This window comes from Streptomyces sp. NPDC051315, from assembly GCF_044455165.1.
Classification (GTDB): Bacteria; Actinomycetota; Actinomycetes; order Streptomycetales; family Streptomycetaceae; genus Streptomyces.
On the sequence record NZ_JBITEN010000026.1, the window covers coordinates 1 to 23226 of the forward strand.

General features: G+C 68.0%; 21 protein-coding genes and 2 pseudogenes. 10 read left to right on the forward strand and 13 right to left on the reverse strand.

Translation table 11 applies throughout. From position 1 onward, the window contains the following. The first annotated feature begins 569 nt into the window (after positions 1-569). The gene (locus tag ACIBBD_RS34940) at positions 570-2954 is read left to right on the forward strand and encodes a Helicase associated domain protein (RefSeq protein ID WP_399423603.1); all 2385 of its coding nucleotides are present in this window, start codon (positions 570-572) and stop codon (positions 2952-2954) included. Between the two features lie 81 nt (positions 2955-3035). Beyond that, a complete protein-coding gene (locus tag ACIBBD_RS34945; protein ID WP_381115566.1) occupies positions 3036-3827 on the forward strand; it encodes a DUF5677 domain-containing protein in 792 nt (263 codons plus the stop codon). A gap of 305 nt (positions 3828-4132) precedes the next feature. Here the strand turns inward: ACIBBD_RS34945 and ACIBBD_RS34950 are convergent, their stop codons facing one another. The 6 genes from ACIBBD_RS34950 to ACIBBD_RS34975 form a co-directional block, all read right to left on the reverse strand. Continuing rightward, a complete protein-coding gene (locus tag ACIBBD_RS34950) occupies positions 4133-4957 on the reverse strand; it encodes a hypothetical protein (protein WP_399423604.1) in 825 nt (274 codons plus the stop codon). A 150-nt stretch (positions 4958-5107) separates the two neighbouring features. Next, complete coding sequence (locus ACIBBD_RS34955; RefSeq protein WP_399423605.1) at positions 5108-5452, reverse strand: hypothetical protein; 345 nt, start codon at positions 5450-5452, stop codon at positions 5108-5110. Between the two features lie 67 nt (positions 5453-5519). Next, complete coding sequence (locus tag ACIBBD_RS34960; protein ID WP_399423606.1) at positions 5520-6893, reverse strand: helix-turn-helix domain-containing protein; 1374 nt, start codon at positions 6891-6893, stop codon at positions 5520-5522. A gap of 292 nt (positions 6894-7185) precedes the next feature. Beyond that, the gene (locus ACIBBD_RS34965) at positions 7186-8415 is read right to left on the reverse strand and encodes a helix-turn-helix domain-containing protein (protein ID WP_399423607.1); all 1230 of its coding nucleotides are present in this window, start codon (positions 8413-8415) and stop codon (positions 7186-7188) included. A gap of 650 nt (positions 8416-9065) precedes the next feature. Further along, the gene (locus ACIBBD_RS34970) at positions 9066-10445 is read right to left on the reverse strand and encodes a hypothetical protein (RefSeq protein ID WP_399423681.1); all 1380 of its coding nucleotides are present in this window, start codon (positions 10443-10445) and stop codon (positions 9066-9068) included. Positions 10446-10664: 219 nt separating this feature from the next. Continuing rightward, the gene (locus ACIBBD_RS34975; RefSeq protein WP_399423608.1) at positions 10665-11204 is read right to left on the reverse strand and encodes a hypothetical protein; all 540 of its coding nucleotides are present in this window, start codon (positions 11202-11204) and stop codon (positions 10665-10667) included. Between the two features lie 33 nt (positions 11205-11237). Between ACIBBD_RS34975 and ACIBBD_RS34980 the strand changes: the two genes are divergently transcribed. From ACIBBD_RS34980 to ACIBBD_RS34995, 4 genes and pseudogenes are all read left to right on the forward strand, one after another. Next, complete coding sequence (locus tag ACIBBD_RS34980; protein WP_399423685.1) at positions 11238-11465, forward strand: hypothetical protein; 228 nt, start codon at positions 11238-11240, stop codon at positions 11463-11465. 420 nt (positions 11466-11885) lie between these two features. After that, the gene (locus tag ACIBBD_RS34985; protein ID WP_023586105.1) at positions 11886-12089 is read left to right on the forward strand and encodes a cold-shock protein; all 204 of its coding nucleotides are present in this window, start codon (positions 11886-11888) and stop codon (positions 12087-12089) included. A 354-nt stretch (positions 12090-12443) separates the two neighbouring features. Continuing rightward, a complete protein-coding gene (locus ACIBBD_RS34990; protein ID WP_399423609.1) occupies positions 12444-13940 on the forward strand; it encodes a DEAD/DEAH box helicase in 1497 nt (498 codons plus the stop codon). Positions 13941-13987: 47 nt separating this feature from the next. Beyond that, positions 13988-14359: pseudogene (locus tag ACIBBD_RS34995) on the forward strand (CBS domain-containing protein); the annotation flags it as partial. Here the strand turns inward: ACIBBD_RS34995 and ACIBBD_RS35000 are convergent. Continuing rightward, positions 14357-14931: pseudogene (locus ACIBBD_RS35000) on the reverse strand (hemolysin III family protein); the annotation flags it as partial. The pseudogenes ACIBBD_RS34995 and ACIBBD_RS35000 overlap by 3 nt on opposite strands. A gap of 766 nt (positions 14932-15697) precedes the next feature. Here ACIBBD_RS35000 and ACIBBD_RS35005 point away from each other — a divergent pair. Continuing rightward, a complete protein-coding gene (locus ACIBBD_RS35005) occupies positions 15698-15832 on the forward strand; it encodes a hypothetical protein (RefSeq protein ID WP_399423610.1) in 135 nt (44 codons plus the stop codon). Between the two features lie 179 nt (positions 15833-16011). Here ACIBBD_RS35005 and ACIBBD_RS35010 read toward each other — a convergent pair whose 3' ends face one another. Continuing rightward, on the reverse strand, positions 16012-16482 hold the full coding sequence (locus ACIBBD_RS35010; protein WP_399423611.1) for an ATP-binding protein: 471 nt from the start codon (positions 16480-16482) through the stop codon (positions 16012-16014). Between the two features lie 177 nt (positions 16483-16659). On the opposite strand from ACIBBD_RS35010, the gene ACIBBD_RS35015 reads away from it, so the two are divergent. Beyond that, entirely contained in the window at positions 16660-17013 is a 354-nt protein-coding gene (locus ACIBBD_RS35015; protein ID WP_399423612.1) for an STAS domain-containing protein, read from the forward strand. A gap of 721 nt (positions 17014-17734) precedes the next feature. Here the strand turns inward: ACIBBD_RS35015 and ACIBBD_RS35020 are convergent. The 4 genes from ACIBBD_RS35020 to rfbB form a co-directional block, all read right to left on the reverse strand. Next, positions 17735-17806 carry a hypothetical protein gene (locus tag ACIBBD_RS35020; protein ID WP_399423682.1) on the reverse strand — a complete coding sequence of 24 codons (72 nt, stop codon included), beginning with the start codon at positions 17804-17806 and terminating at the stop codon, positions 17735-17737. Next, positions 17797-17925, reverse strand: a complete 129-nt coding sequence (locus ACIBBD_RS35025) for a hypothetical protein (protein WP_399423613.1) — start codon at positions 17923-17925, stop codon at positions 17797-17799. Before ACIBBD_RS35025 ends, ACIBBD_RS35020 begins: the two co-directional genes overlap by 10 nt. 73 nt (positions 17926-17998) lie before the next feature. Beyond that, on the reverse strand, positions 17999-18901 hold the full coding sequence (rfbD, locus tag ACIBBD_RS35030; protein WP_399423614.1) for a dTDP-4-dehydrorhamnose reductase: 903 nt from the start codon (positions 18899-18901) through the stop codon (positions 17999-18001). Continuing rightward, positions 18865-19839, reverse strand: coding sequence for a dTDP-glucose 4,6-dehydratase (rfbB, locus tag ACIBBD_RS35035; protein WP_399423615.1), 975 nt, complete (start codon positions 19837-19839; stop codon positions 18865-18867). The genes rfbD and rfbB overlap by 37 nt, the downstream gene beginning before the upstream one ends. A 66-nt stretch (positions 19840-19905) precedes the next feature. Here rfbB and rfbA point away from each other — a divergent pair, with 66 nt between their 5' ends. Together rfbA and rfbC are read left to right on the forward strand one after the other, a co-directional pair. Then, on the forward strand, positions 19906-20778 hold the full coding sequence (gene rfbA / locus ACIBBD_RS35040; protein ID WP_399423616.1) for a glucose-1-phosphate thymidylyltransferase RfbA: 873 nt from the start codon (positions 19906-19908) through the stop codon (positions 20776-20778). 2 nt (positions 20779-20780) lie between these two features. After that, positions 20781-21434 (forward strand): dTDP-4-dehydrorhamnose 3,5-epimerase, encoded by a 654-nt coding sequence (rfbC, locus tag ACIBBD_RS35045; protein ID WP_399423683.1) that lies wholly within the window; start codon positions 20781-20783, stop codon positions 21432-21434. A gap of 135 nt (positions 21435-21569) precedes the next feature. Here rfbC and ACIBBD_RS35050 read toward each other — a convergent pair whose 3' ends face one another. Continuing rightward, the gene (locus tag ACIBBD_RS35050; protein WP_399423617.1) at positions 21570-23174 is read right to left on the reverse strand and encodes a hypothetical protein; all 1605 of its coding nucleotides are present in this window, start codon (positions 23172-23174) and stop codon (positions 21570-21572) included. Positions 23175-23226: the final 52 nt, after the last annotated feature.

Consider the following 23226-nt stretch of genomic DNA (forward strand, 5'->3'; position numbering starts at 1 on the left):
CCCGCGGAGCGGGATACCGCGCGGCCAGCCGCGCGGTAGTGACGGCTCCGCTGACGCTCCGCCAAATTCCCGCGCAAGCGCGGGAATTGAATTCCGCAAGCGGAATTCAAAAAGCAAGGCAATTCGCGCAAGCGCGAATTGGGAGCACCCGCGCAAGCGCGGGTGCCGAAGCTGGCAGCAAGGGGACGTGCATCACGCTCGCACCTGTGTAGGGCTTGGGAATCCCAGCAACCACCCCCACAACGGAGGTGACGGACTATCGGCCTGACGGAGTGCCGGCCCCACCGCGGCGACGGGCTCCGCTGCGCTCCACCCGAACCCCTCCCCCACCCTCGAAACCGCCCTGACACGTTCACCAATACCCCGTCAGCATACACCACACCCCGCCGCGTCGGGGTGAGATTCAGCCATGTATCACCCTGAGGCGGGAACATGGCGCGTGGGTGATGCATCACAGTGCTTGGCTGTGTAGAGTCTGGGATCAGACACCACATCCACCGGTCACCCTCACCGCGCCGGACTTTCATTTCAGATTGCGCGCCACATTCCGCGAAAAGGAGAACACGGGAATGGCCGTGAAACTGCGTGACCATCAGATCGAGGCCGTTGCCGCCATTGTGCGCGGTCTCGATATCCCGCCGGGCGGCATTCCCGTTAATGGCCTGCGCGGGCAGGTACACGCCGCGTGCGGAACGGGAAAGACCATCATCGCGGCCGCATCGGCAAAGCGCCTTGTCCCCAAGGGCCGCATACTCGTGCTGGTGCCGACGCTGGACCTGCTGACCCAGACCGTCCAGGCGTGGCGCGCGGCCGGGCACACGGGGCCGGCGGTTGCGGTGTGCTCGCTCCAGGACGACCCGGAGTTGTGGAACCTGAAGGTGCGCGCCACCACGAATCCGGTGCAACTGGCTCTGTGGCACGGCCAGGGGCCTGTGACCATCTTCGGGACGTACGCCTCGCTGGGGGTGCTGGCGGAGGCTTTCGAGGGCGCCTACGGGCAGCAGTTGGCCCCGGTGGACCTCACGGTGGTCGATGAGGCCCACCGGACGTCGGGCTCGATGGGCAAGGCGTGGGCCGACGTCCACAACCAGGGCGTCATCCCGTCGCACCGCCGGCTGTACCTGACGGCCACGCCGCGGATCTGGGAGGAGCGGCTGAACCGCGAGGTCGCCGAGGGGGTACGCGACCCGCTGCCGCGCGAGATGGCGGCCTCCATGGACGACGAGAAGGTCTTCGGGCCGGTCCTCTACAAGCTCAGCCTGGCGTCGGCCGTCTCGCGCGGTCTGCTGGCGCGGTACCAGATCATCGTCCTGGAGCTCCAGGACCCGGTCGTCACGCCCGAACGGCTGATGGGCGAGGAACGGCACACCGAGGAAGTCCGCGGGCAGCGCCTCGGAGCCCTCCAGGCCGCGCTCCTGCACACCATGGCGCAGCACAACCTCCAGACCTGCATCACCTTCCACCACCGGACGATAGAGGCACAGGCGTACGCCGAAGGGCTGGAGCGCGTCGCGGCGAAGCTGCACGCCAACGAGCCGGAGAAGTACCCGGCCAAGATCTGGGCGGACTGGCTGTGCGGCGAGCACGTGCCCGAGCGCCGGCGGGAAGTGCTCGCCGGGTTCGGGACCACAGCGCGGCGCGCTGTCCTCTCCAACTGCCGCGTCCTGGGCGAGGGCGTCGACATCCGGGCCGTCGACTCCGTGGCCCTGCTGGACCCCAAGGGGGCGCCGCACGACATCGTCCAGGCCATCGGCCGGGCGCTGCGTCAGAAGCCGGGACAAGGAAAGCTCGCTTCTTTGATCGTGCCGGTATTTCTCCAGCCGGGAGAAAAGCCGGAAGACATGTTCACCTCGGGATCGTATCGGCCTTTGGTGAAGGTCCTCGAAGGCTTGCGGGCTCACGATGAAGAGGCGATCGAGCTTCTCGCGATTCCGCAGGAACCTCAGAAGGATGTCGCGCAGCCGTCCGAGTACATCGGTCCTCCGCCCGAGGAAGGCGAGGAAGAATCCCGTCTGCTGCTGCGTTTTGCTGCTCCCCGTGACCCGGTGATGGTCGCTGACTGGGTGTCCTTCAACGTGATCGACACGGAGAAGCAGGACTGGGCGCGCGGCTGGGCGGCGCTGAAGAAGTTCACTGAGCGCGAGCTTCACGCCCGAGTCCCATATGGGCACAAAGAGGGCGCGTACCCCCTTGGGCAGTGGGTCGCGGAGCAGCGACGGGCCTACGGGGCGGGGCAGATGAGCGGCCTGCGCGCCCGCAGGCTGGAGAAGCTGGGCATGGTCTGGAGCCTGGCGGATGAGCGGTTCCAGGAGAACCTGGAGGCCGCGAAGGCGTACTACGAGCAGCACTGGACGCTGTGCGCACCCCGGTCCGCGACGATGCTGGACCGGCCGTTGGGGATGTGGCTCGCGAATTTGAGGCGGCAGGGTGCGCTGGAGGGCCACCCGGAGTGGAAAGCCGCGCTGGAGGCCGTGGACGAGGACTGGAACCCTGAGTGGCCGGCGGAGTGGCAGCGGCACTACGCCGCGCTGCGTGAGCTGGTGGCCGACGAAGAGGGCCAGGCCGACGTCCTGCCCGGCCTCACGGTCCATGGCATGGACATCGGGAAGTGGCTGGCCCGGCAGCGCAAGCCCGAGATGTGGGAGGCCCTGGCGGACGGGCAGCGCGAGCGCCTGGAGCGGCTCGGCATCGCGCCGCTCGCCCCGGCGCCCGAGGAGCCCGTCAAGGCGTCCACGGCGCCCGTGAGCGCCTTCGAGCGGGGCGTTGCGGCCCTGGCGCAGTACAAGGCCCGCGAGGGCTCAGTGAAGGTCCCCAGGGCCCACGTAGAACGCCTGGAAGACGGCACAGAAGTCAAACTCGGGGTATTCCTGAGCAACACCAAGACCAGGCGGGCCAAACTCACCGCCGACAAGCTCGCCGCGCTGGCGGAGCTCGGCCTTGAGTGGGCTGCATAACTAGGGCCCACCAGAGGCACGGTGCCGCCCCTCGCTGAATCTCGCTCGTAGGTACTGGTACTGCCTCGGTAGGTTCACGTCATGGTCTACAAGTTCGGTCCTAATGAGCAGTGTCTCCGGCGCTGCCGCGCGATAGTGCCGGTCATTCTTCAGGCGGCGGAGAAGGTAACCGCTCAGGGCGTGCGGGTGCCGTCTGAGCACCAAAACGTCGTCTACCCGCTCATGGGGTGGTGGCAGTTCACCAATAGGACCGCGCGGGCCCTGGTCTCCTTGTATGACCAGGGCTACACCGTCGAGGCGGCGCCGCTGATGCGCAACCTCATTGGGCACGCCTATGCGATGAACTGGCTTGCTGACAGCGGGGAGCCGGCGGTTGTCGCGCTTGCTGAGTACTGGCGTGCGCACAAGCGGAAGTTGGCCCGGAACGTCAATGAGACCTGGAACCTGCCGGAGCCGGTCGATGCGCCGTCGTCCGAGCCGCTGGTGTTCGCCAACGACGAGAGCGAGCAGATCCATAAGACGCTGATGGGGGAGCTGGAAAACTTCGACAACATGGTCAAGGCGTACGGCACCGCTGATGTATATCCGGTCTACCGTCATCAGTCCGCCTACTCGCACACCACGGGTGCGACCGCGGACGCATTCCTGATCATGGACGAGGGCAAGTTGAAGTTCACCACGGAGCCCAAGGGCGGCGAGGCGGACATCACCTCGGAGCGGCTGTGGATCCCGGTGGCCCTGCTCCAGGCAGCAGCGGCGATCAGCCCACTGCTCGTGGGCAACCCGATGAAGTCCACCATCGACAAGGCCATGAGAGATCTTGGTCTCCCCAACACGCTCCTCAACCTTCAACGTGCCCGGCCTCTGTTGTAGGTACGGGCTGCTCCCCAGATGGCCCGTTACGTCGGGCTGCGGGCGGCGGTGACGCTGCTGGGTGCGTCCGACAGGGCGATGCTTCCAGGCCGTGCTGGCCGATCCTGTCGGGATCGGCGGCCCGGGCCCCGGACGCGCTGGGCGGCCCGGGGCCCTTCACTGTCCCGAGGGCTGCGGCATCGCACTGGGGTGCGTGTAGGCCCTGGGACTGGGCGGCTCCGCTGTCGGCGGTGATGGCCTGGAAGGGGGCTCTCTGAGGCGGTCCAGCGGCTGCTTCCTCAACTTCGCTAGCCGTCAGCCGGAGCTCAGCCCCAGTAGTCATCGATCTTGCTTGTGCGGCAGAACTCGCGGCTTTCGCGGGGCGTGAGGTCGTGTGGAAGTGCGGCAGCTTTGATGGTGGTGGCGACCTCTTCGGTCAGGACTCCTTGAGAGTGAAGCTGTTCTACGAGGAGGTCGAGCGCCGCGGCGTTGGCGACGGTCCTCTCAATGGTGCGGCCGAGCTGGGGCTGGTTGATCGCCGCGATGCCGAGGGGACGATCTGGCCGGCCTTCGTCAGCGACAAGCGTCAGATTGTGGCGTCGGGTAGCGCCTTCGCCCTGCTGCCACAGACAGCGGCCGAAGCGCATACGGACTGGGGTCTCGCTGACGCCTCGGCGGACGACATCGAAATACTGGTCTTCCTGCGTGACGATGAGCTCCTCCAGGCGCTCGCCCTCTTCGCCGGAGACGTCGGTGACGAGAAACACCAGGAGCGCCTCTTCGTCGATGTCCTCCTTGTACTGGATCGGAACGAGCGTGAGCCCTGCGACCTCCACAGTGGAGGCTTGCAGGGCTTCTACCTCTTGCAGCTCCAGCCGGTGGGTGTACACCAGTGGCTGCGCGTTGTCGGTGTACGAGTAACTGTGACTGGTGACCAGCCAGGTTGTGCCCTCTCCGGCAAGGGGTTGTCCAGCGGGGGCAGCAGCGGACTTGAGCTCGCTTTCGAGATCGTCTTGCAGATCGCCCGGTACCCGCAGCTCCAGCTCCACGCGTCGCAGCTGCCGTCCGGTGTGGGCGGAGGTCGCAGGCGGAAGCTCATCCGCGCGAACCTGCCGTTGAGAACCCAGGAGATGAAGAGAAAAATCAGTCATGTTCACTACTGTCCCAGCAGGCACTGACAATGGGCGCGAACGAGGCGTGATGGCGTCGTCCCGTCGTCGTTGAACACCACGACTCCATATACCGGGCCCCGGGGCTGGCATGGCTGATCCCCCGGGGCCCGTGGTGTGTGCGGACGCTCGTCAGATCTCCCCGGCCGCCGTGGCGGTGAGCCAGTCGGCGGCTTCGGCGTCGGTCATCAGCGGCACCTGGGCCGGGTGGGCGTCGCCGTCCTGGACGACGTGGACGCGGCCCGAGAGCAGGCTACTCGTGGGGGCGGGGTCGACTATCGGGGCGAGCCGCTGCCACATGCGGGGGCTGACCCGGGCGAGGATGACGGTGGAGAACTGCTCGCGGGCGCCGGGGACTCCCTCCGTGTCCCGTACGAGGATCCCGACCTCTGTCCCGCATATGTACTCACGTCCGACGAGGCCTATGACCGGAACATCCCAGCCGAATGGGCACTGGCCGCCTGGGCCATCAACCACATGCGGCCTCCCGAACCCACGTGACCGCATGGGCGCTCACAGCCACGCCCGCTTCGGTCAAGCCGCGCTACGACTCCCAGCCTGTGAGCTGGTGGCGAAAATCGTCGTTGAGTCGGTCCGTCCGGATGTCCCCTTCAGGGGTCAGAATGTGTGGCTGGTGGGCTCCCATGTCGGCCAGCAGGTCCGATGCGAGAGCACAGGCCACGACAACGGCTTCCCGCTTGTCGGAGACGATGGCGGCGAGATCACCCGTGGTCTGCGCGGGAGCGGTGGGGAATGGTAGGGCCGGGCCACGTTGGAAGGCGCTTTCGTTCACGACCAGTCGGACCAGCTTGTCACTGCCGTCGTAGCGGTGCAGTGCGGCTGACAGCATCAGGTCGCCAGCCGCTCCGGTCTCTGCTGCCCAGGCTGCGGCTGCTTGCACCAGGGTGACGAGGTCAAGTTCGAATGCGCGCTGGGACATCTGTTGGGGGCCGTCAGCGTCGCGCTGATCGTTGTGGAGGCTGATGGTCTGTGCGGCGTAGAAACTGCCGTCCTGATGAAGTTGGCCGGTGGGGAAGCCCTCGAAGCGGACTTGCCGGCGGCCTACCAGCGGAGGGTGATCAGGCCGAGCGTTGAGCGTCACTCCGTGGCAGGCGAGGTCGTGAAAGCGGCTGAAGGCAGCGTCGCGATCGGCCCGGGTGGTCAACGGATAGGTGCCGCGTACGGCCGGAACTGCAGCAAGGCTGACCCAGCCCGGGTAGTAGGTCACCGGAGCGCTGCTGCCGTCCACGATTCTGGTCAGATAGTCCGACAGATAGCTACGGCCTGCGTCGGCGACTTGTCGCAGGCGGTCGACGTCGTCGGAGGCTGCCTGGAAGCGGTCACGGTAGCGCTGGGCGATCTCGGATTCGGCGAGGGTGCGGGTCGTGGTGCCGTGCCGGACGTGCACGCGGAAGTTGTAGTCGTTGCCCGGAGCCGCGACGGCGTGAGGGGCTTGAGTGCTCGGGGGCACGGTGATGATCCAGTAGATCTTGCCCTCGTGGGCAGTGGACTTCACCGGTCGCACGCCGACGTTGGGGACGACGGGCTGGATCCAGTTAGCGAGTACCGAGCGGATCCACTCCTCGCCTCGGCCTTGGACCGGCTCGGAGGGGGCCAGGTCGTGTGCGTGGTCCTTCTTGCCGTCGTCGACGCCGATGACGACTATGCCGCCGGCGGTGTTGGCCATGGCGGACACGTCCTTGGCGAGTTCCTTCTTGCCCGCGTCGGTGCCCTGGTAGAAGTCCTTCTTCCAGTCGAGGTCGACGCTCTCGGGTATCTGGCTGTCGACCGCGCGCTGCAGATCGTCCTCAGTGAGGTGATCGGGGTCTCGTCCCAGGGCGGCGGTGAGCCGGGCTGGCAGAGCCATCGGTACTCCACAGTGTTCACGCATGCCGCTGGCGATCGCCAGCCAGCTCACGCTAGACGGGGTTGCGTGGCCGTCACCACGTAATTCCGAAATGGGGGGCCTGGGCGTGCTGTGCATCCCGGGGTTCCTTCACTGCTGCAGGCCCAGCCTCCCGCACTGTGGGGTGGGAAGCGTTCCTACCCTGGGCCGGGTCGCCAGCGGGTTGCGGTGGCCGCAGTGCCAGCACTTCACGGTCTCGGGGGGCTCGAACCGGTTGCCAGGTCGGACGCTGGGCCCCGCCAAGCCGGGCCCCGGGGACGCCATGGCTGGTCCCTGGGCCCGTGGCGTCTTGTGGAGCCGGGGCTCATCCTTCGTCGGTCAGGGCTTTGGTGAAGAGTTCTTCGGATCCCAGGGAGCGGAGCAGGGGGCCGAGGAGCCTGCGGGTCACCGTGCCGGGTGCGTCACGCAGTTCCGCCAGCGTGGCGCCAGTGCACTCCTCGTAGGTGTCGGCGCTGTACCTGTAGTTGCTGGGGAAGTACGACTGCCCGGAGTACCTGCGCCGGCCGCGGAGCCGGTTGGCTCCGACCGCCAAGACCCAGTTCCCGTGGTAGCCGACGTCGTCGGAGACCAGGCGGATCAGCTCCAGCATGTGCCGGGTGTGGATAACTGCGCCTGCGTCGAAGAGGACCTGCTCCTCTTCGTTCTCCGACGCCTGGCGGTTGAGGTTGTCGGAAAGACGGGTCATGAACAGGCGCAATCCTCCGTCCTCGAAGAGCTGGACCTCGATTACGTCCTCCTCACCCCAGCTGCCGTCTGCGACGTGCGTGCGGTCGGACCTAAGGCTCGAGGAGCTGAGCGCCACTCCCCTGGCTCGCCGGTGTCCTTGGTGAGCGTGGCTCAGATCCGGACTGAAGCCATGGTTCGCGAGCGCTGCCCGAAGAGTCTGATTCTTCTGGACGCGGCTGATCAGGGTGTGCAGGCGCATGTTCCAGTCCTGGGCGCCGGTGATGGGGAGGCACATGTCCCGTCGTCCGGCTGTGGGCTGGGCGACCAGGAAGAGGTGGGACTGGGCTCCGACGTCACGCAGCGGGTCTTCGTCCATCTCGGTGCGCAGCAGAGCAAGGGTGTCGGCCTCGGTGTTGCGCCGGCGTGCGTGCAGGGCGACGACTTCGGCGTCGCCCATCTGGTACTTCGTCTTGTCGCCGCGGCCGAAGTAGCGGTTGTCGACCATGTGCGGTGCCACGGGGCTGGCCGGGATGTGCACGATGAGGTAGCCGGTCCCGTCGTCGGCCGCCGCCCTGATCTCCTCGGTGAGGATGTTCAGTGGCGGGTCGGGGATGGTCCGGGCCACCTGCTCAATCTTCTCCGGCAGCCCGTTCAAGGGCTGGGGGGCGAGTCCGAAGGTGCGGCTCTCCTTGTTTTCCTGCACGCCGATGATCAGGGTGCCACCGTCGACGGCAAACGAGGACAGGTCGCGCGCCAGCTCCTTGTTGTCGCCCTTGCTGTTCGGGGCCTTCTTCAGGTCCAAGTGATGGCTCTCCTCGAACAGCCCGCCGTCGACTGCGGCCTGAAGGTCGGCCTCAGTCTTCGGCATCCACCGAGGGTTGTCGGAGGAGAGGTAGATCGATGTCACTGTGGGTCCCCGCTTCCCATGATCCAAGGCCCAGCGCGGGCCGCGTAGCCCAAGCGGCTGAGCGCCAAGAGTACGGATAGGGACCGACAGTCGAGTGTTCGTCTACTCCGGGCTAGGATCGCGCAGCGGATTACGGTGCCCGCAGTCCCAGCACTTCACAGTCTCCGGGAGGTTCTCGAATCGCGTGCCGGAGACTCCGAAGGAGCCGTCGATGCGGAAGCCTCCGCATCGACGGCACGGCGTGGCCTGGAATGACTTGTCGCAGCGGAAGCAGTCGCCTTCCGCGCCGTTCTGGCTGAGGCGGGTAACTCGAGTGTCTGCACTGCCACATCGCACGCAGAACGCTTCTTGGGTCTTCATGGTTCTGGTGTACATCAGATCCGCGACAACGTTCCCCCTGCTCCGATCCGGCGACGTCGCCGGCGGTCGCCAGCCGCGTAACGCGGAGGCCGCAGAGTCGTCGAGTCGGGTGACTGCATAGAGCCGGGCCTCGGGGATGTCATGGCTGATCCCCGGGGCCCGTGGTGTGCCCGGAGTCCGGAGTCAGACCTCCCCGACCGCTGTGGCGGTGAGCCAGTCGGCGGCTTCGGCGTCGGCCATCACTGGAATGGTCATCGTCCGTCGGGGGATTGCGCGGAGGGCGGGAGCGCCAGGTCGAGGAGGGCATTGAGGGTTTGGCGGTCGAGGCCGCTGTCGAGGTGGAGGGAGCGTCGTAGAAGGTCTCCGACGTCCTTGGGGTCGAGTCCGAAGCGCACACGAGCGTCCAGGCAGATCTCGCCGAAGAGTGCGGGGGCGAGTCGGGGCTCTCGCAGGATGTACCAGTCGATGAGGTGCACGACATCGCGCCGGATGTCGCCCAGGAGGACATCCTTGGAATCGTCGAGGTCTTCGGCATCCCGGGCGAGTCCGCCGAGGACCGCTTCGATGATGGTGGTGCGCACGGCGTCGAGGGGGATGAAGCCGTCGGTGGCGTCGTTGATGGCGACGGCGGGCCACCAGGCCAGGTGCGCGGCCTGCTCCTCGCGCCTCGTGCTGCTGCCCCGGGTGAAGAGGCGGTTCTTCTTGGATTCCTCAACGTCCTCGAGGCTGTCGGCGATGATCTTCGTGAGGCGGTTGTGGTCCTCGACCAATCCCCGGGGCTGCTCGGTGCCGAATGCCGTCGTGGCGGACAACAGCTTCTCCGGGCCGTGGGTCCGACGGTACTGCTCGGCCCAGTCACGGGCGACTGGTCGCGACCACCGTGGCCCCTCGGCCGTCTCGGCCTGGGGCGGGGGCAGGTCCTTGCGCCCGTGTTTCGGATGCGGCAGGTCCTCCAGCTTCAGTTCGGCGATCTGCGCCAGGCCGGCGCGGTCGACGAGACGGGCCGGGTCGAGTTCCGGTGCCTGGAGATCGACGGTGCACTGATCGAGCGGCCTGGAGCCGGGCGGGCGGTGGGAGGCCCACAGGGCGAGATGCTCTCGCCAGTGCGGCAGCGGTTCCTCCGGGGCCATGAAGTCGGCGATCTTCACAACCCGCGCGGTGTGTGACGTCGCCGGGCGGGCCAGGACGTCGATGGCCGTGACGGTGACGGCGTCCGCCACCGGCCGCGCGTCGTACCCCTCGTAGGCGCGGTCCACGACCAGCTGGGGCCGATACCAGCGGGTCCCGTCCCACCAGTAGCCGCCATGCCGGTACAGGAACCCGTTGTTCCCGTACATCCACTCGTGGTGCAGGCCGCTCATGTCCTTGTCGCGGATCAGGAGAACGGTCCGCCCATGCTCGGGGTGCTGATGGACCGCCCAGGCGTAGTCACGGTTCTTCGTCTCGGTGGTGAACGCCACCCATCCCCCACCGCGCAGTCGGTCCGTGCGCCCCCACAGCCCCTCGCCCTGATTACGGCCCGTCCGCTCGATCGCGTCAGGATTGTCCAGGAGCAACCGCTCGTCGTTGATGAACGGCAGGCCGGGCACCGGGTGATCGGTGCGTAACCCGTTGGCAACCGGTTGGATCATGCTCACGAAAGTGCCTTCCTTCTGCAGCTCTCGGGCCACCAGGGCGGATCGCACCCCGGCACGCCTGCTCCACCCCGCGGCATCGACCTCCGTCCTCAGCACCCCTCGTATCGCTGTCGGAATGCCGCTGATAGGGGCCGCGCCGCCTGCTGATCCAATTCTGACGACACCACCCGAGCACGTCCGATGAATCACCGAACCCGCGCACGTGGGCCAGAGCTATCCAGCCGCCGGGGTGGTGAGCCAGTCGGCGGCTTCAGCGTCGGTCATCAGCGGCACCTGAGCCGGGTGGGCGTCGCCGTCCTGGACGACGTGGACGCGGCCCGGGAGCGGGCTGCTCTTGGGGGCGGGGTCGACTATCGGGGCGAGCCGTTGCCAGGTGCCGGCGCTGACGCGGGCGAGGATGACGGTGGCGAACTGTTCGCGGGCGCCGGGGATGAGGCGGCTGCCGGTGGTGGTGGGTCCGTCGTAGATGACGTGGATGCGAGCCGCGCGCCCCTCGTACAGGACGGCCTCGAGGGTGGCGATGGCCGGGGACCGCTTCGGGTCGTCCTCCTGCCGGAACGTCTCCCAGTAGCGGGCGAGGTGCCGCAGGGTGTCGTCGGCCCGGTCGATCACGACCATCAGGCGCGGCACCCCGTCGAGGTCACCGTCGAGGGCGGTGCGGCGCTCCAGCTCGGAGCCGAGGCCGACCAGAGCGTCGTGGATGCCGGCGACGTTGCCGCGGTGCGTGACCGTCGGCAGGTCCTTGGCCCACAAGTGGGCGATGCGGGTGTGGTCGAGGACCAGGGCGTGGGCGCCCTGGTGGAGGAACTGGGCGGCGAGGGTGCGCAGGATGGTCGTGCTGCCGCCGCCGAGTCCGCCCTGCTGTATTTCTCCAGCCCACGCGACCCCGGCACCATCGCCGCGTTCCTGCGCACCCGGGTCTACCGGCCCGAGTCGCTGGTATGGCTGGAGGGCTACCAGGCCCTGCTGCGCTGGCGGGAGGATCCTGCGCGCCTGCCTGGGCCATACCAGTGATCACTGAACATGACCCCTGGCCAACCAAGATGACAAGACGGGCCTGTCTGCCCCCACGGCGGTGCGACCCGTGCAGTAGCGGAGAGCGTGGTGGGGGGCGGATCACGCAAGCGTGGCACGCAAAATGGCGTCGCGCGTGTGGGGAAATACTGCGCCCGCGGGCTGAGATTTCACCGGAGACTGCGGATAGATTCTCTGCCGCAATAACAGGGTGGTGTTCTTCACCGCACAGCGGCTGCTGCGACGTGCTACTGTCGTTGTCAGTTGCAGTTGTGGTTCCCGAAACTTCAAGCGCTCCGGCCGGTCTGTCCCTGGAAGCGCTTTTGTATCTCCGGTATTTTCCGGGCGGGGTGATCATCGCGGCGACACGAGGTCCGCACGGTGCGGATCCCGTATGCACTGCCCCAAAGGAGATATGACATGGCTGCTGGTACCGTGAAGTGGTTCAACGCGGAAAAGGGCTTCGGCTTCATCGAGCAGGACGGTGGCGGCGCTGACGTGTTCGCCCACTACTCGAACATCGCCGCCCAGGGCTTCCGCGAGCTGCTGGAGGGCCAGAAGGTAAGCTTCGACATCGCGCAGGGCCAGAAGGGCCCGACGGCCGAGAACATCGTTCCCGCCTGACGCTGACTGTCACATACTTGTAGCTGGGGCCCGCATCCTTCGGGGTGCGGGCCCCAGCTACATGCGTTTCCCGCAGTGATTTTTCCTGGGGACGACAACCCGGACATCGTTGGCTCACCGCACACGGATCGCCCTTCGGGGCGCAGACGCATCCTTTCATAGCTACAGCGCAGTGGACGCTCTGAATATCGAGCCCACAGCGCACACAATCATTCTAGCGCCTGCGCCCGCACGCACAGATTTTCTATTGGCCAGTTTCGCTTTTCAAGACGCGCCGGTCCATTCTTGCAATTCTCTGTGATGCTCATCGCTGCGGGAATTCCTTGATATGTGCCGCATCGAGGAAGGTTCCGCATGAACCGCACACGCACGAACGACCGCTTCGCCCGCGCCCGTAATGGCAGTGCCGACTCCGGAAAGGGCGGCAGCCGCTTCGGTTCGCCGGCGCCGCGCCGGTCGGCCGGCCCGAGCCGCTCCGGCGGTTACGGCCGCCGGCCCGCCGCAGTCCAGGGGGAGTTCGCGCTGCCCCGGACGATCACTCCCGCGCTTCCCGCCGTGGAGGGCTTCGCCGATCTGGACATGCCCGGGGAACTGCTGGCCGCGCTCGGCAAACAGGGTGTGACCGTGCCGTTCCCGATCCAGGCCGCGACCCTGCCGAACTCCCTCGCCGGCCGCGACGTCCTCGGCCGTGGCCGCACCGGCTCCGGCAAGACCCTCGCCTTCGGCCTGGCCCTGCTGGCCCGCACGGCCGGACGGCGGGCCGAGCCCCGGCAGCCGCTGGGGTTGATCCTCGTACCGACGCGTGAGCTGGCGCAGCAGGTCACCGACGCACTTGCCCCGTACGCCCGCTCCGTGAGGCTGCGGCTGGCCACGGTGGTGGGCGGGATGTCGATCGGCAAGCAGGCGAGCGCACTGCGCGGTGGCGCCGAGGTCGTCGTCGCCACGCCGGGGCGCCTCAAGGATCTCATCGACCGCGGCGACTGCCGACTGGACCAGGTGGGCGTCACCGTCCTCGACGAGGCCGACCAGATGGCCGACATGGGCTTTATGCCGCAGGTCACCGCCCTTCTCGACCAAGTCCGCCCCGAGGGCCAGCGCATGCTGTTCTCCGCGACCCTGGACCGCAACGTCGACCTGCTCGTGCGCCGTTACCTCAGCGACCCCGTCGTGCACTCCGTCGACCCCTCGGCCGGTGCTGTCACGACCATGGAGCACCACGTGCTGCACGTCCACGGTGCCGACAAGCACGCAGCCACCACCGAGATCGCCGCCCGCGACGGCCGCGTGATCATGTTCCTGGACACCAAGCACGCTGTCGACAGGCTGACGCAGGACCTGCTCAACAGCGGGGTACGGGCCGCGGCCCTGCACGGCGGCAAGTCCCAGCCGCAGCGCACCCGCACCCTGGCGCAGTTCAAGGCCGGACACGTCACCGTGCTGGTGGCGACCAACGTCGCGGCGCGCGGCATCCACGTCGACAACCTCGACCTCGTCGTCAACGTCGATCCGCCGACCGACCACAAGGACTACCTCCACCGCGGCGGCCGCACGGCCCGCGCCGGTGAGTCCGGCAGCGTCGTCACTCTCGTCACACCGAGCCAGCGTCGCGGCATGGTCCGCCTCATGTCGGACGCCGGGATCCGGCCGCAGACCACCCAGGTCAGCTCGGGCGACGAGGCCCTCAGCCGGATCACCGGAGCCCAGGCACCGACCGGCATCCCGGTTGTCATCACCGCCCCGGTGGCCGAACGCCCCAAGAAGCGTGGTGCCACCTCTCGCGGCCGACGCCGCCCCGCCTCGGCGCCCCGGCGTGCCCCCGCCCTCCAGTCCACGGCCGGTGCGGCCGCCTAGAACCGCTGTTGGTCTGGAACCCCGCCCGTCTGCGCAGGAGGCACCCTTTGACGCTGGGACAGTTGCAAGATCGCTCCGTAAGCGCTCGCCCATTGCACGGCACGGTGATCGACGTCATGGACGCGGCCGGGCCGCAGGTCTGGTACGACATGACCGTCGAGGTGGCGCTGTCCGTGATGGCCGCCGCCCGTGCGGAGCATCTGGTCGTCTGCGACGAAGACGCCCGGTGCGTCGGCCTGGTCACCCAGGCCCGACTCACCGCCGTCCGGGACAGCTCCGGATACACCGACCGGATCCGCCTGGGTGACATCACCGACGGCAGCGAGCTCTTCGTCTCACCGTTGGTCACGAGGGAAGAAGCCGAGGAAGCGGTGCCTTTCGGGCGGCTCGGACTGGTGCCCGTGGTCGACGACCACGGGCAGGTAACGCACCGGTGCCCATCCCAGGGCCACGTAGCAGGGGGTGTACAGCCAGCGGGGAGCGCTGACCCACAAGACACGAAGGCGATGCCGGCCAGCGCGCCCGTCCACACGATCCACAGCAGCAAAGCCTGCCGGTCAGGGGAAAGGAGCACGGCCAAAGGCGTGCAGGTTCCCGCAATGATCAGGAAGATGTTGGCGTGGTCAAGACGCCGCAGAACGGCCTCGCCCAGTGACCCCCAGGTGCCCAGATGGTAGACGGCGCTCGTTCCGAACAACAGCCAGGCAGTCACGGCGTACACGGCGCAGGCCCAGGTCGCCGGCGTCCGGGCCAGGCAGACCAGGATGATGCCGGCACTCAGCGAGGCAGGGACCATCGCGGCGTGGAGCCAGCCACGCAGCCTCGGCTTGATCGGCTCCACCAGGTCCGCCGCCCACCCGGCCAGGTCGGCAACAGGACGAGAGTTCGCCCCGGCATCGCCACGGTGTGATCCGCCCGGGAGGCCGGCTAAAGCCTCCCCCGCCACAACTCCCCGTGCTGTCTCGGTCCTATGGGCATCATCGAAAACCATCCGATCCTGCTAAAAGCATGCCCGAAACAGCCTTGCCGAAGGTCGAGCTCCCACCGCCAGACCGCCATCGCCAGGCGGGACGAGTGCTGCCAGCAAGAAAGCGCCGCCCCCGGCCGCCTGCCACCGCTGGGTCACTGAAAGCCGTGCAAGTCGGCTGACCCACGAGGTCTCCCCGGCCGCCTTCGGCGAGCCAGTCCTTCACCACCTGCACTCCACCCGGCAACGCGCGCCGGGCAGGATGTGTACGGCGTCGTGGTTCTCGTGGACAGCCAGCAGGCGCACCAGGCTGCGGAACACGGCGCGGCGTGCGTCTCTCGCCCCTGTGTCCTCGACCCCGTCGCAGAGACCGCTACCGCGCCCCCAGGCGATCGACGCGTACAGACGGCGCCGTGCACCGGGCGCGGACTCCGAACGGCTGGTTCCGGTCCATGGCCGACGGCTCATTTCCTGCAGGTCAAACTTCCGGCATCTCGGCCCACACACGGGCGGCCATTGCCTCGGCCTCGTCCTGCGGTGTCCCCGCCCGCACCAAGATGATCCCGCGAGACTGGTCCGGGAACGTGACCTCCCGCATTGCCGTACCCAACGGGCCCGTCGGATCGTCCGACATGACGCCTCCCTTCGGCGGCTGCCGCCCACGTTAAAGGGATGCTGACCAGAAGACGAGGACCCTCGCCCAGACGGAGGACAGCCCTGGGTCGCAGACAGCATGGGATCACCTGCCATCTGACGGACACCCAGCAGCAACGGTTCCGGCAAGGACGTCGTGCTCTACACCACCGCCTCCGTCGACGCGATCGTCCCCGCCCACCCCGAGGTCGACTGGGAGCAGCTGCGCACCGTGGAGAAAGGCCGGCGCTCGCCGCTCGCGTCACTGCGCCCGGAACCGGCACCCGCGTAAGCCTGCTACAGGTGCAGCCCTCCGCACCCGGGTTCGTGGCCGCTCCGGGTGCGGAGAGTGGTCACAAGCAGCGGCTGCTCACCCCCGGGCCCAGGGCGCGGGGGTGCGTCGGGGCGCGGGTCGACCAGGGCATGGCCGCCGTACCACTGCGGCTGCCCGGTGGTCAGGGCGACGCCGTCTTACTGGCCGGCAATGGCGCGGTCGGGGATGTCCAGGAGGGCGAGGCGGGCGGTGATGCGTTTGCCGACCGGTTCCCGCTGCGCCTCGAAGCCCTGGGCGACGGCCAGGACGATCTCCAGGCCGTGCTGCCCGACCCGGCCGGTGTCCGCGGCCCGCGCGATCGGCAGTTCCGGGTCGGAGTCCCACACCACGATCTCCACCGTCTCGCCGGTGATCCGCAGGTCCATCAGCACCGGGCCGGGCGCGTACTTGCGGGGGTTGGTGACCAGTTCACTGACCACCAGCTGCGTGAGGTCCACAGCGCGCTGGGAAACCAGCACCCCGCGCTCGGTCTGTGCCCGGGTGAGGAACTGCGTTGCCAGGTGGCGGGCCTGGGCGATGACCGTGCCGTCACCTTCCAGGGCCACCGTGGTCTGCATGATCTGCTCGCCTGGTGCGGTGCCGCCCTCATCCACAGAGACTGCTTCCATCACGGCCCACTTCCGCCACCCCGTTCACACCCCCGCGCGTACCCGCGCCCGCGCGGTACACGCTCCACTCTCCTGCGTCGGCTCCCCACCGGCACAGCAGCACCGCCCGGACGTGCAGGGCAGCACTTCAGGCGGAAGGTCTTGGTGTGCAAGTATCACCGAATGGCCGAGGGACAAATGACGGACACCAAACAGGTCGGCGGACTGTCGGTCGTGACCACCTTCACGGACGGCGTCCGCGTGCGCACCCTGGCCGGGGAGATCGACCACCACACCGGCGATCAGCTGCGCCGCGCCCTGGACGTCACCGACACCGCCAGGCCCCGCATCGTGATCGACATGCGCCAGGTCACCTTCATGGACTCCACCGGCATCAACATCCTCATCGCCGCCTACCAGGCCGTCGCCAAAGTCGGCGGCTGGCTCCGCCTGGCCGCACCCACCGACTCCGTCCTGCGGGTCCTGCAACTCGTCGGCGTCGACGACATCATCGAATGCCACCCCACCCTCCACGAAGCCCTGGCCTCCTGAACCGATCACACACCTTCACCAGCAGCACCCGGGTGGCTTACGGGTCGCGGGCATGTCCTGGACGTTGCCCAAGCCCATGCTCACCACGGCCGTGAACAGCCCTGACCTGACGCCGGGCTGGGCGGCCGAGCCGAAGTGGGACGGCTACCGTGCCCAGCTCGCCGTGCACGCTGACCGGGGGGCGCTGCTGCGCTCCAGGCAGGAAACCGACAAGACCGGCGCGTTCCCCGAGATTCGGACTGCGGCCCTCACACAGGCTGCCGGCGGACACCGGCCTGGACGGCGAACTGGTCGTGTGGGAGGAGGGCCGACTCGTTTTCGAGCGGCTGCAGCAGCATCTCGCCCGGCGCGGGACCGGTGCGGCTGAGGCGGCGCGCCAGTGGCCGGCGCACTACGTCGCCTTGGGGCTGCAGAAACGGATCAGCCCCCGCCCCGCTCACCGTGGCAGAGATCCGGCGACTCCTGGACACTTTCCTGCCCCACCCACGAGCCGACCGCAATCCCATCACCCACGCACTGAACTGGTCCGCCTGGAGAAGACACCGCCAGGCCATCACCCGCCGCTGCCACTACCGAAAACGCACCTCAGGCCACGAACCGCTGCTGGAGTATTAATCGCGTTCAGCAGCAGCGCCATCGTCGGGTCGACCTGCTTGTGCACAGCCATCGCGTCCAGGAACTCCTGGCCGCCCATCTTCCCTGGGAATGCGCGTGTGCAGCGTCAGCGCCACACGCCCCGCTCTCCTGCCAGGGCCTGATGCCACTGATAAGCCGACTTCCGGCTCACCCGCAGCCGGCGGGCGACCTCGGGCGGCTGATGCCCTTGGCGAACAGTCCGGCGGGCTCCAACCGCACCGCCTCGCGGCGCTGACGGCCCTTCGCCGTCAGCGCACTCCCATCCGCATATCGCATGACCAACGGTCTACCGCCACCACCGGCCGACCCTCACCCGAACACCGAGATTCGTCACCTCATAACGCTGAAGTCAGTACCGGTGCACGAGGGCGGTGAACGAGGGTCGTTGCAGGGCCTCGGCGAGTGATGTGCGCCAGTCCGGTAGGACGGGTAGGCCCGCCGCGGCCCAGCGGGCGTGACCGAGGACGCTGAATGCGGGCCGGCAGGCAGGGCGTGGGACCGCCGCCGATGCGGTCGGGCGGACACGGTCCGGATCGAGTCCGCTGAGTTCGTATGCAGCGCGGGCCAGGCCGTACCAGGTGGTGTGGCCGGTCGCGGTGGCGTGGTAGACACCGGGCGGGGCCTTGTCTGCGCGGCCGAGTATCACCAGGAGACCAGCCAGATCGTGCGTCCAAGTGGGCTGCCCGTACTGGTCGTTAACGACCTCGACGGTGCTCCTGCGGGCGGCCAGGCCGAGCATGGTGGCGACGAAGTTTTGGCCGTGCTCGCCGTAGAGCCAGGCGGTGCGCACGATGTAGCCGGTATCGGGCAGAATTTCGGCAACCGCGCGTTCGCCGGCCAGCTTGCTGCGGCCGTACGCGTTGACCGGACCGGTCGGGGCCGACTCGGAGTACGGCTCGGTGCCGTCTCCCGGCAGGACGTAGTCGGTGGAGACATGCAGCAGTCGAGCGCCGCTGTCCCGGCAGGCGTGAGCCAGGTGGCGGACGCCCGTTCCGTTGACGGCGGTGGCGGTGGCCTCGGCGGCTTCGGCACCGTCGACGTCCGTCCAGGCGGCACAGTTGATCACCACATCGTGGCCGGAGACCGCGGTACGGACGGCCTCCGGGTCGGTGATGTCGAGGGCGGCGCGATCGAGCGCGGTGACCTGGTCGTCTGTCAGCAGGGTCCGCACGTCGTGACCGAGTATTCCGCCGGAGCCGGTGACCAGCCAGCGGGTCACGACAGTGCCGCCCGGCTCTTCAGCGGCTCCCACCAGGCACGGTTGTCGCGATACCAATCGACGGTCGCGGCCAGGCCGTCCGCGAAGGAGATCTGCGGCCGGTAGCCCAATTCTCGTTGGATCTTGGTGATGTCGAGGGAGTAGCGCCGGTCGTGTCCCTTGCGGTCGGGCACCTGCCGGACCATGTCCCAGCCGTGTCCGGTCGCCTCGAGGAGCATGCCGGTGAGCTCCTTGTTCGTGATCTCGCTTCCGCCGCCGATGTGGTAGACCTCGCCGGCCCGGCCGCCGCGGAGCACCAGTTCGATGGCGTGGCAGTGGTCGGAGACGTGCAGCCAGTCGCGGACATTGCCGCCGTCCCCGTACAGCGGCACCCTCTTCCCCTCGAGCAGGTGCGTGGTGAAGAGGGGGACGACCTTCTCCGGGAACTGGTGGGAGCCGTAGTTGTTGGAGCAGCGGGTCACCACGACATCCAGGCCGTGCGTGCGATGGCAGGCGAGCGCCAGCAGGTCGGAGCCGGCCTTTGACGCGGCGTACGGCGAGTTGGGGTCGAGCGGCGACTCCTCCGTCCATGATCCCGTGCCGATCGAGCCGTACACCTCGTCGGTGGAGACGTGCACGAACCGGCCGACGCCGTGCCTGCGGGCGGCATCCAGCAGCACCTGGGTGCCCATCACGTTGGTCCGTACGAACGGCGCCGCGCCGTCGATCGAGCGGTCGACGTGGGACTCGGCTGCGAAGTGGACCACCGCGTCGTGGCCCGACATCACGGCATCCACCGTCTCCACGTCGCAGATGTCACCGCGCACGCAGGCGTACCCGGGATGATGAGCCACCGGCGCGAGGTTTTCCTCGACGCCCGAATAGGTGAAGTTGTCCAGGACGGTGATTCTGCTCTCGGAGTCCGTACTCAGCACGGAGCGAACGAACTCGGAACCGATAAACCCGGCGCCGCCGGTAACCAGGATGCGCATAGTCTGCAGATTCTAGCGCCACTCGATATGTGACCGAATCGGCCATCAAAGCCATACGCTGTCGCCATGCGAGGCATTCTGTTGGCCGGTGGCACTGGTTCCCGATTGTGGCCGCTTACTCGATCGGTTTCCAAGCAACTTCTGCCGGTCTTCGACAAACCGATGATCTATTATCCTATTTCTACCTTGGTCATGGCCGGCATCAGTGAAATCCTGATCGTCACCACGCCCGACGACCAACCCCAGTTCCAGCGCCTGCTCGGCGACGGCAGCCAATGGGGCCTCCGCCTTGAATACGTGGTGCAGGCACGCCCGGAGGGCATCGCGCAGGCCCTCGTACTCGGTGCGGATTTCGTCGGGGACGAGGCTGTTGCCCTGATTCTGGGCGACAACATCTTCCACGGCAGCGGGCTCGGCACCAGGCTCGCCCAGCACCTTGACATGAAGGGCGGCAGGGTGTTCGCCTACCCCGTCGCCGACCCGTCGGCGTACGGGGTGGTGGAGTTCGACGAGCTGGGCCAGGTGCTGAGCATCGAGGAGAAGCCGGCCCGTCCGAAATCCAGGTACGCGGTGCCCGGACTGTACTTCTACGACAACCGGGCGGTGGAGATCGCCCAGGGCCTTCGCCCCAGCGTCCGTGGGGAGTTGGAGATCACGGAGGTCAACCGGGCCTATCTGGACACCGGTGAGCTATACGTCACCCCGCTCGACCGGGGCACGGCCTGGCTGGACACCGGGACCTTCGCCTCGATGGTCCAGGCCTCGGAGTTCGTCCGGGTGATCGAGGAGCGGCAAGGCCTCAAGGTCGGCTGCGTCGAAGAGACGGTCTGGCGGTCCGGGCTCGTCGGCGACTCCCAACTGCGCCTGCTGGCAGAGCCGCTGCTTCACAGCGGGTACGGCCAGTACCTTCTCGGGCTGCTCGAGGAGAGTGAGCAGTGAAAATTCGCGAGTTGACGATCGCCGGCGCGTTCGAGATCGTCCCGCAGGTGCACGGCGACCAGCGCGGGCTGTTCACCGAGTGGTACCGCTTCGACCGGCTGGCGGAGGCGGTGGGCAGGCAGCTACCACTTGCCCAGGCCAATCTCTCGGTGTCCGCCAAGGGCGTGGTGCGCGGCATCCACTTCGCCGACGTGCCGCCCGGGCAGGCCAAATACGTCACCTGCGTGCGCGGTGCGGTGTGGGACGTGGTGGTCGACCTGAGGGTCGGCTCCTCCACCTTCGGCCGTTGGGAGGGCATCCGTCTGGACGACATCGAGCGTCGGGCGGTCTATCTCCCGGAAGGGCTGGGTCATGGCTTCTGCGCGCTCACCGACGACGCGACCCTGACGTACCTGTGCTCGACGACGTACCGGCCGACCGGCGAGCACGCGGTCCATCCGCTCGATCCGGACCTGGGCATCGAGTGGCCGGCCGACGCACCGCTGCTCTCCGCCAGGGACGCGGCGGCACCAGCGTGGGCCGAGGTGGTGGCGAAAGAAATACTGCCGTCGTACGACGCATGCCTGGCGTACCGCATCTATTCCTGTCGTTCAGCCCCGGACAGGCCCCAGCAGCGAAGGACGAGCAGCCCTGATGCAGGCCCGTACGCCAATTGAATGAAGTGCAGCGACATTAGCTGTCAACCGTCGGCGTGGAATCGGAGCCCGGCACACTGATGTCGGCACGACTGCGCACTCTGGGCGCTCATTCATGCCGTCCGACGTACTGGTGTGGCATGCCCGTGTGACTCGTCACCCACCTCTGCGTATTAGTTTCCAGCGCTGTAGGAAGGTTCCGTCATGAAGTGTCAGTCTCTTCGCAGATCGTGGGTCCGGGTTGTCACTGCCCTTTCGGCGGCGGGGACTCTTGGATTTCTTGTCAATCTCGCTTTGTCGACGACCGCTCCAGCCCGCGCGGCAGATATGTCCGTCGATTACTCCATCGGCGTGCCAGGCCCGAACGGTGCTGTGAGTGCGGATTTCGAGCCCCGCCCACCGCGGACGGCCAATGACGACGGTGACGAACCAGATGGGCACCATGGCAAGCCTGATAGCCACCCCCGCCCACCGGGCCCCCAGGGCCCGCAGGGCAGCCAGGGTCCCCAGGGCGCTCAGGGATTCCAGGGCACCCAGGGCAGCCAGGGGTTCCAAGGCACGCAGGGATTCCAAGGCACCCAGGGATTCCAAGGCACCCAGGGCAGCCAGGGGTTCCAAGGCACGCAGGGATTCCAAGGCACCCAGGGATTCCAAGGTAGCGGGTCTCAGGGTTCCCAGGGCAGTCAGGGGTTCCAGGGCAGTCAGGGTCCTCAGGGCAGCCAGGGGTTCCAGGGCGGCGCCGGAGTGCAGGGAAGCCAAGGCGTCGCCGGCCCGCAGGGCTTCCAGGGCGGCATCGGCCCGCAGGGCAGCCAAGGCAGCCAAGGCAGCCAAGGCGACACCGGAGTCCAGGGCGCTCAGGGCGAGATGGGGACGCAGGGTTTCCAGGGGAGCCAGGGCGATGCCGGGGCGCAGGGCAGCCAGGGCGGTACCGGAGCCCAGGGCAGCCAGGGCGGTGCCGGGCCGCAGGGCAGCCAAGGCGGTGCCGGGCCGCAGGGCAGCCAAGGCGGTGCTGGAGCTCAGGGCACCCAAGGCGATATCGGCCCGCAGGGCAGCCAGGGCAGCCAGGGCGGTGCTGGAGTCCAGGGAAGTCAGGGCGGCACTGGCAGCCAGGGAAGTCAAGGCAGCCAAGGCGACGAGGGCGCGCAGGGCAGCCAGGGCGGTGCCGGGCCGCAGGGCAGCCAGGGCGACGTCGGCCCGCAGGGCAGCCAGGGCGGTACCGGTGCCCAGGGAAATCAGGGCAGCCAGGGCAGCGACGGAGCCCAGGGAAGTCAGGGCGGCGACGGAGCCCAGGGCAGCCAAGGCGATGAAGGCGCGCAGGGCAGTCAGGGGTTCCAGGGCGACACCGGTGCTCAAGGGCCCCAGGGCAGTCAGGGGTTCCAGGGCGACACCGGTGCTCAAGGGCCCCAGGGAAGCGGAACCCAGGGGAGCCAGGGCGGCATCGGCCCGCAGGGCAGTCAGGGCGGAACCGGCAGCCAGGGTCTGCAGGGAAGTCAGGGTGGTATCGGCAGTCAGGGAAGTCAGGGGACGCAGGGCGACATGGGCACGCCGGGGGCCACGGGCAGCCAGGGCTTCCAGGGTGGTCCCGGTGTCCAGGGCGGCGCCGGAGTCCAGGGTGCTCAGGGCGGTATCGGTCCGCAGGGTTTCCAGGGTGCGCAGGGCAGCCCGGGTGGTTCGGGAGCTGGGCCGCAGGGCAGTCAAGGCAGCCCCGGCACCCAGGGGTTCCAGGGCAGCCAAGGCAGCCAGGGCGAAACGGGTGTGCAAGGGAGTCAGGGCAGCCAGGGGTTCCAGGGCAGCCAGGGGTTCCAGGGCGGCG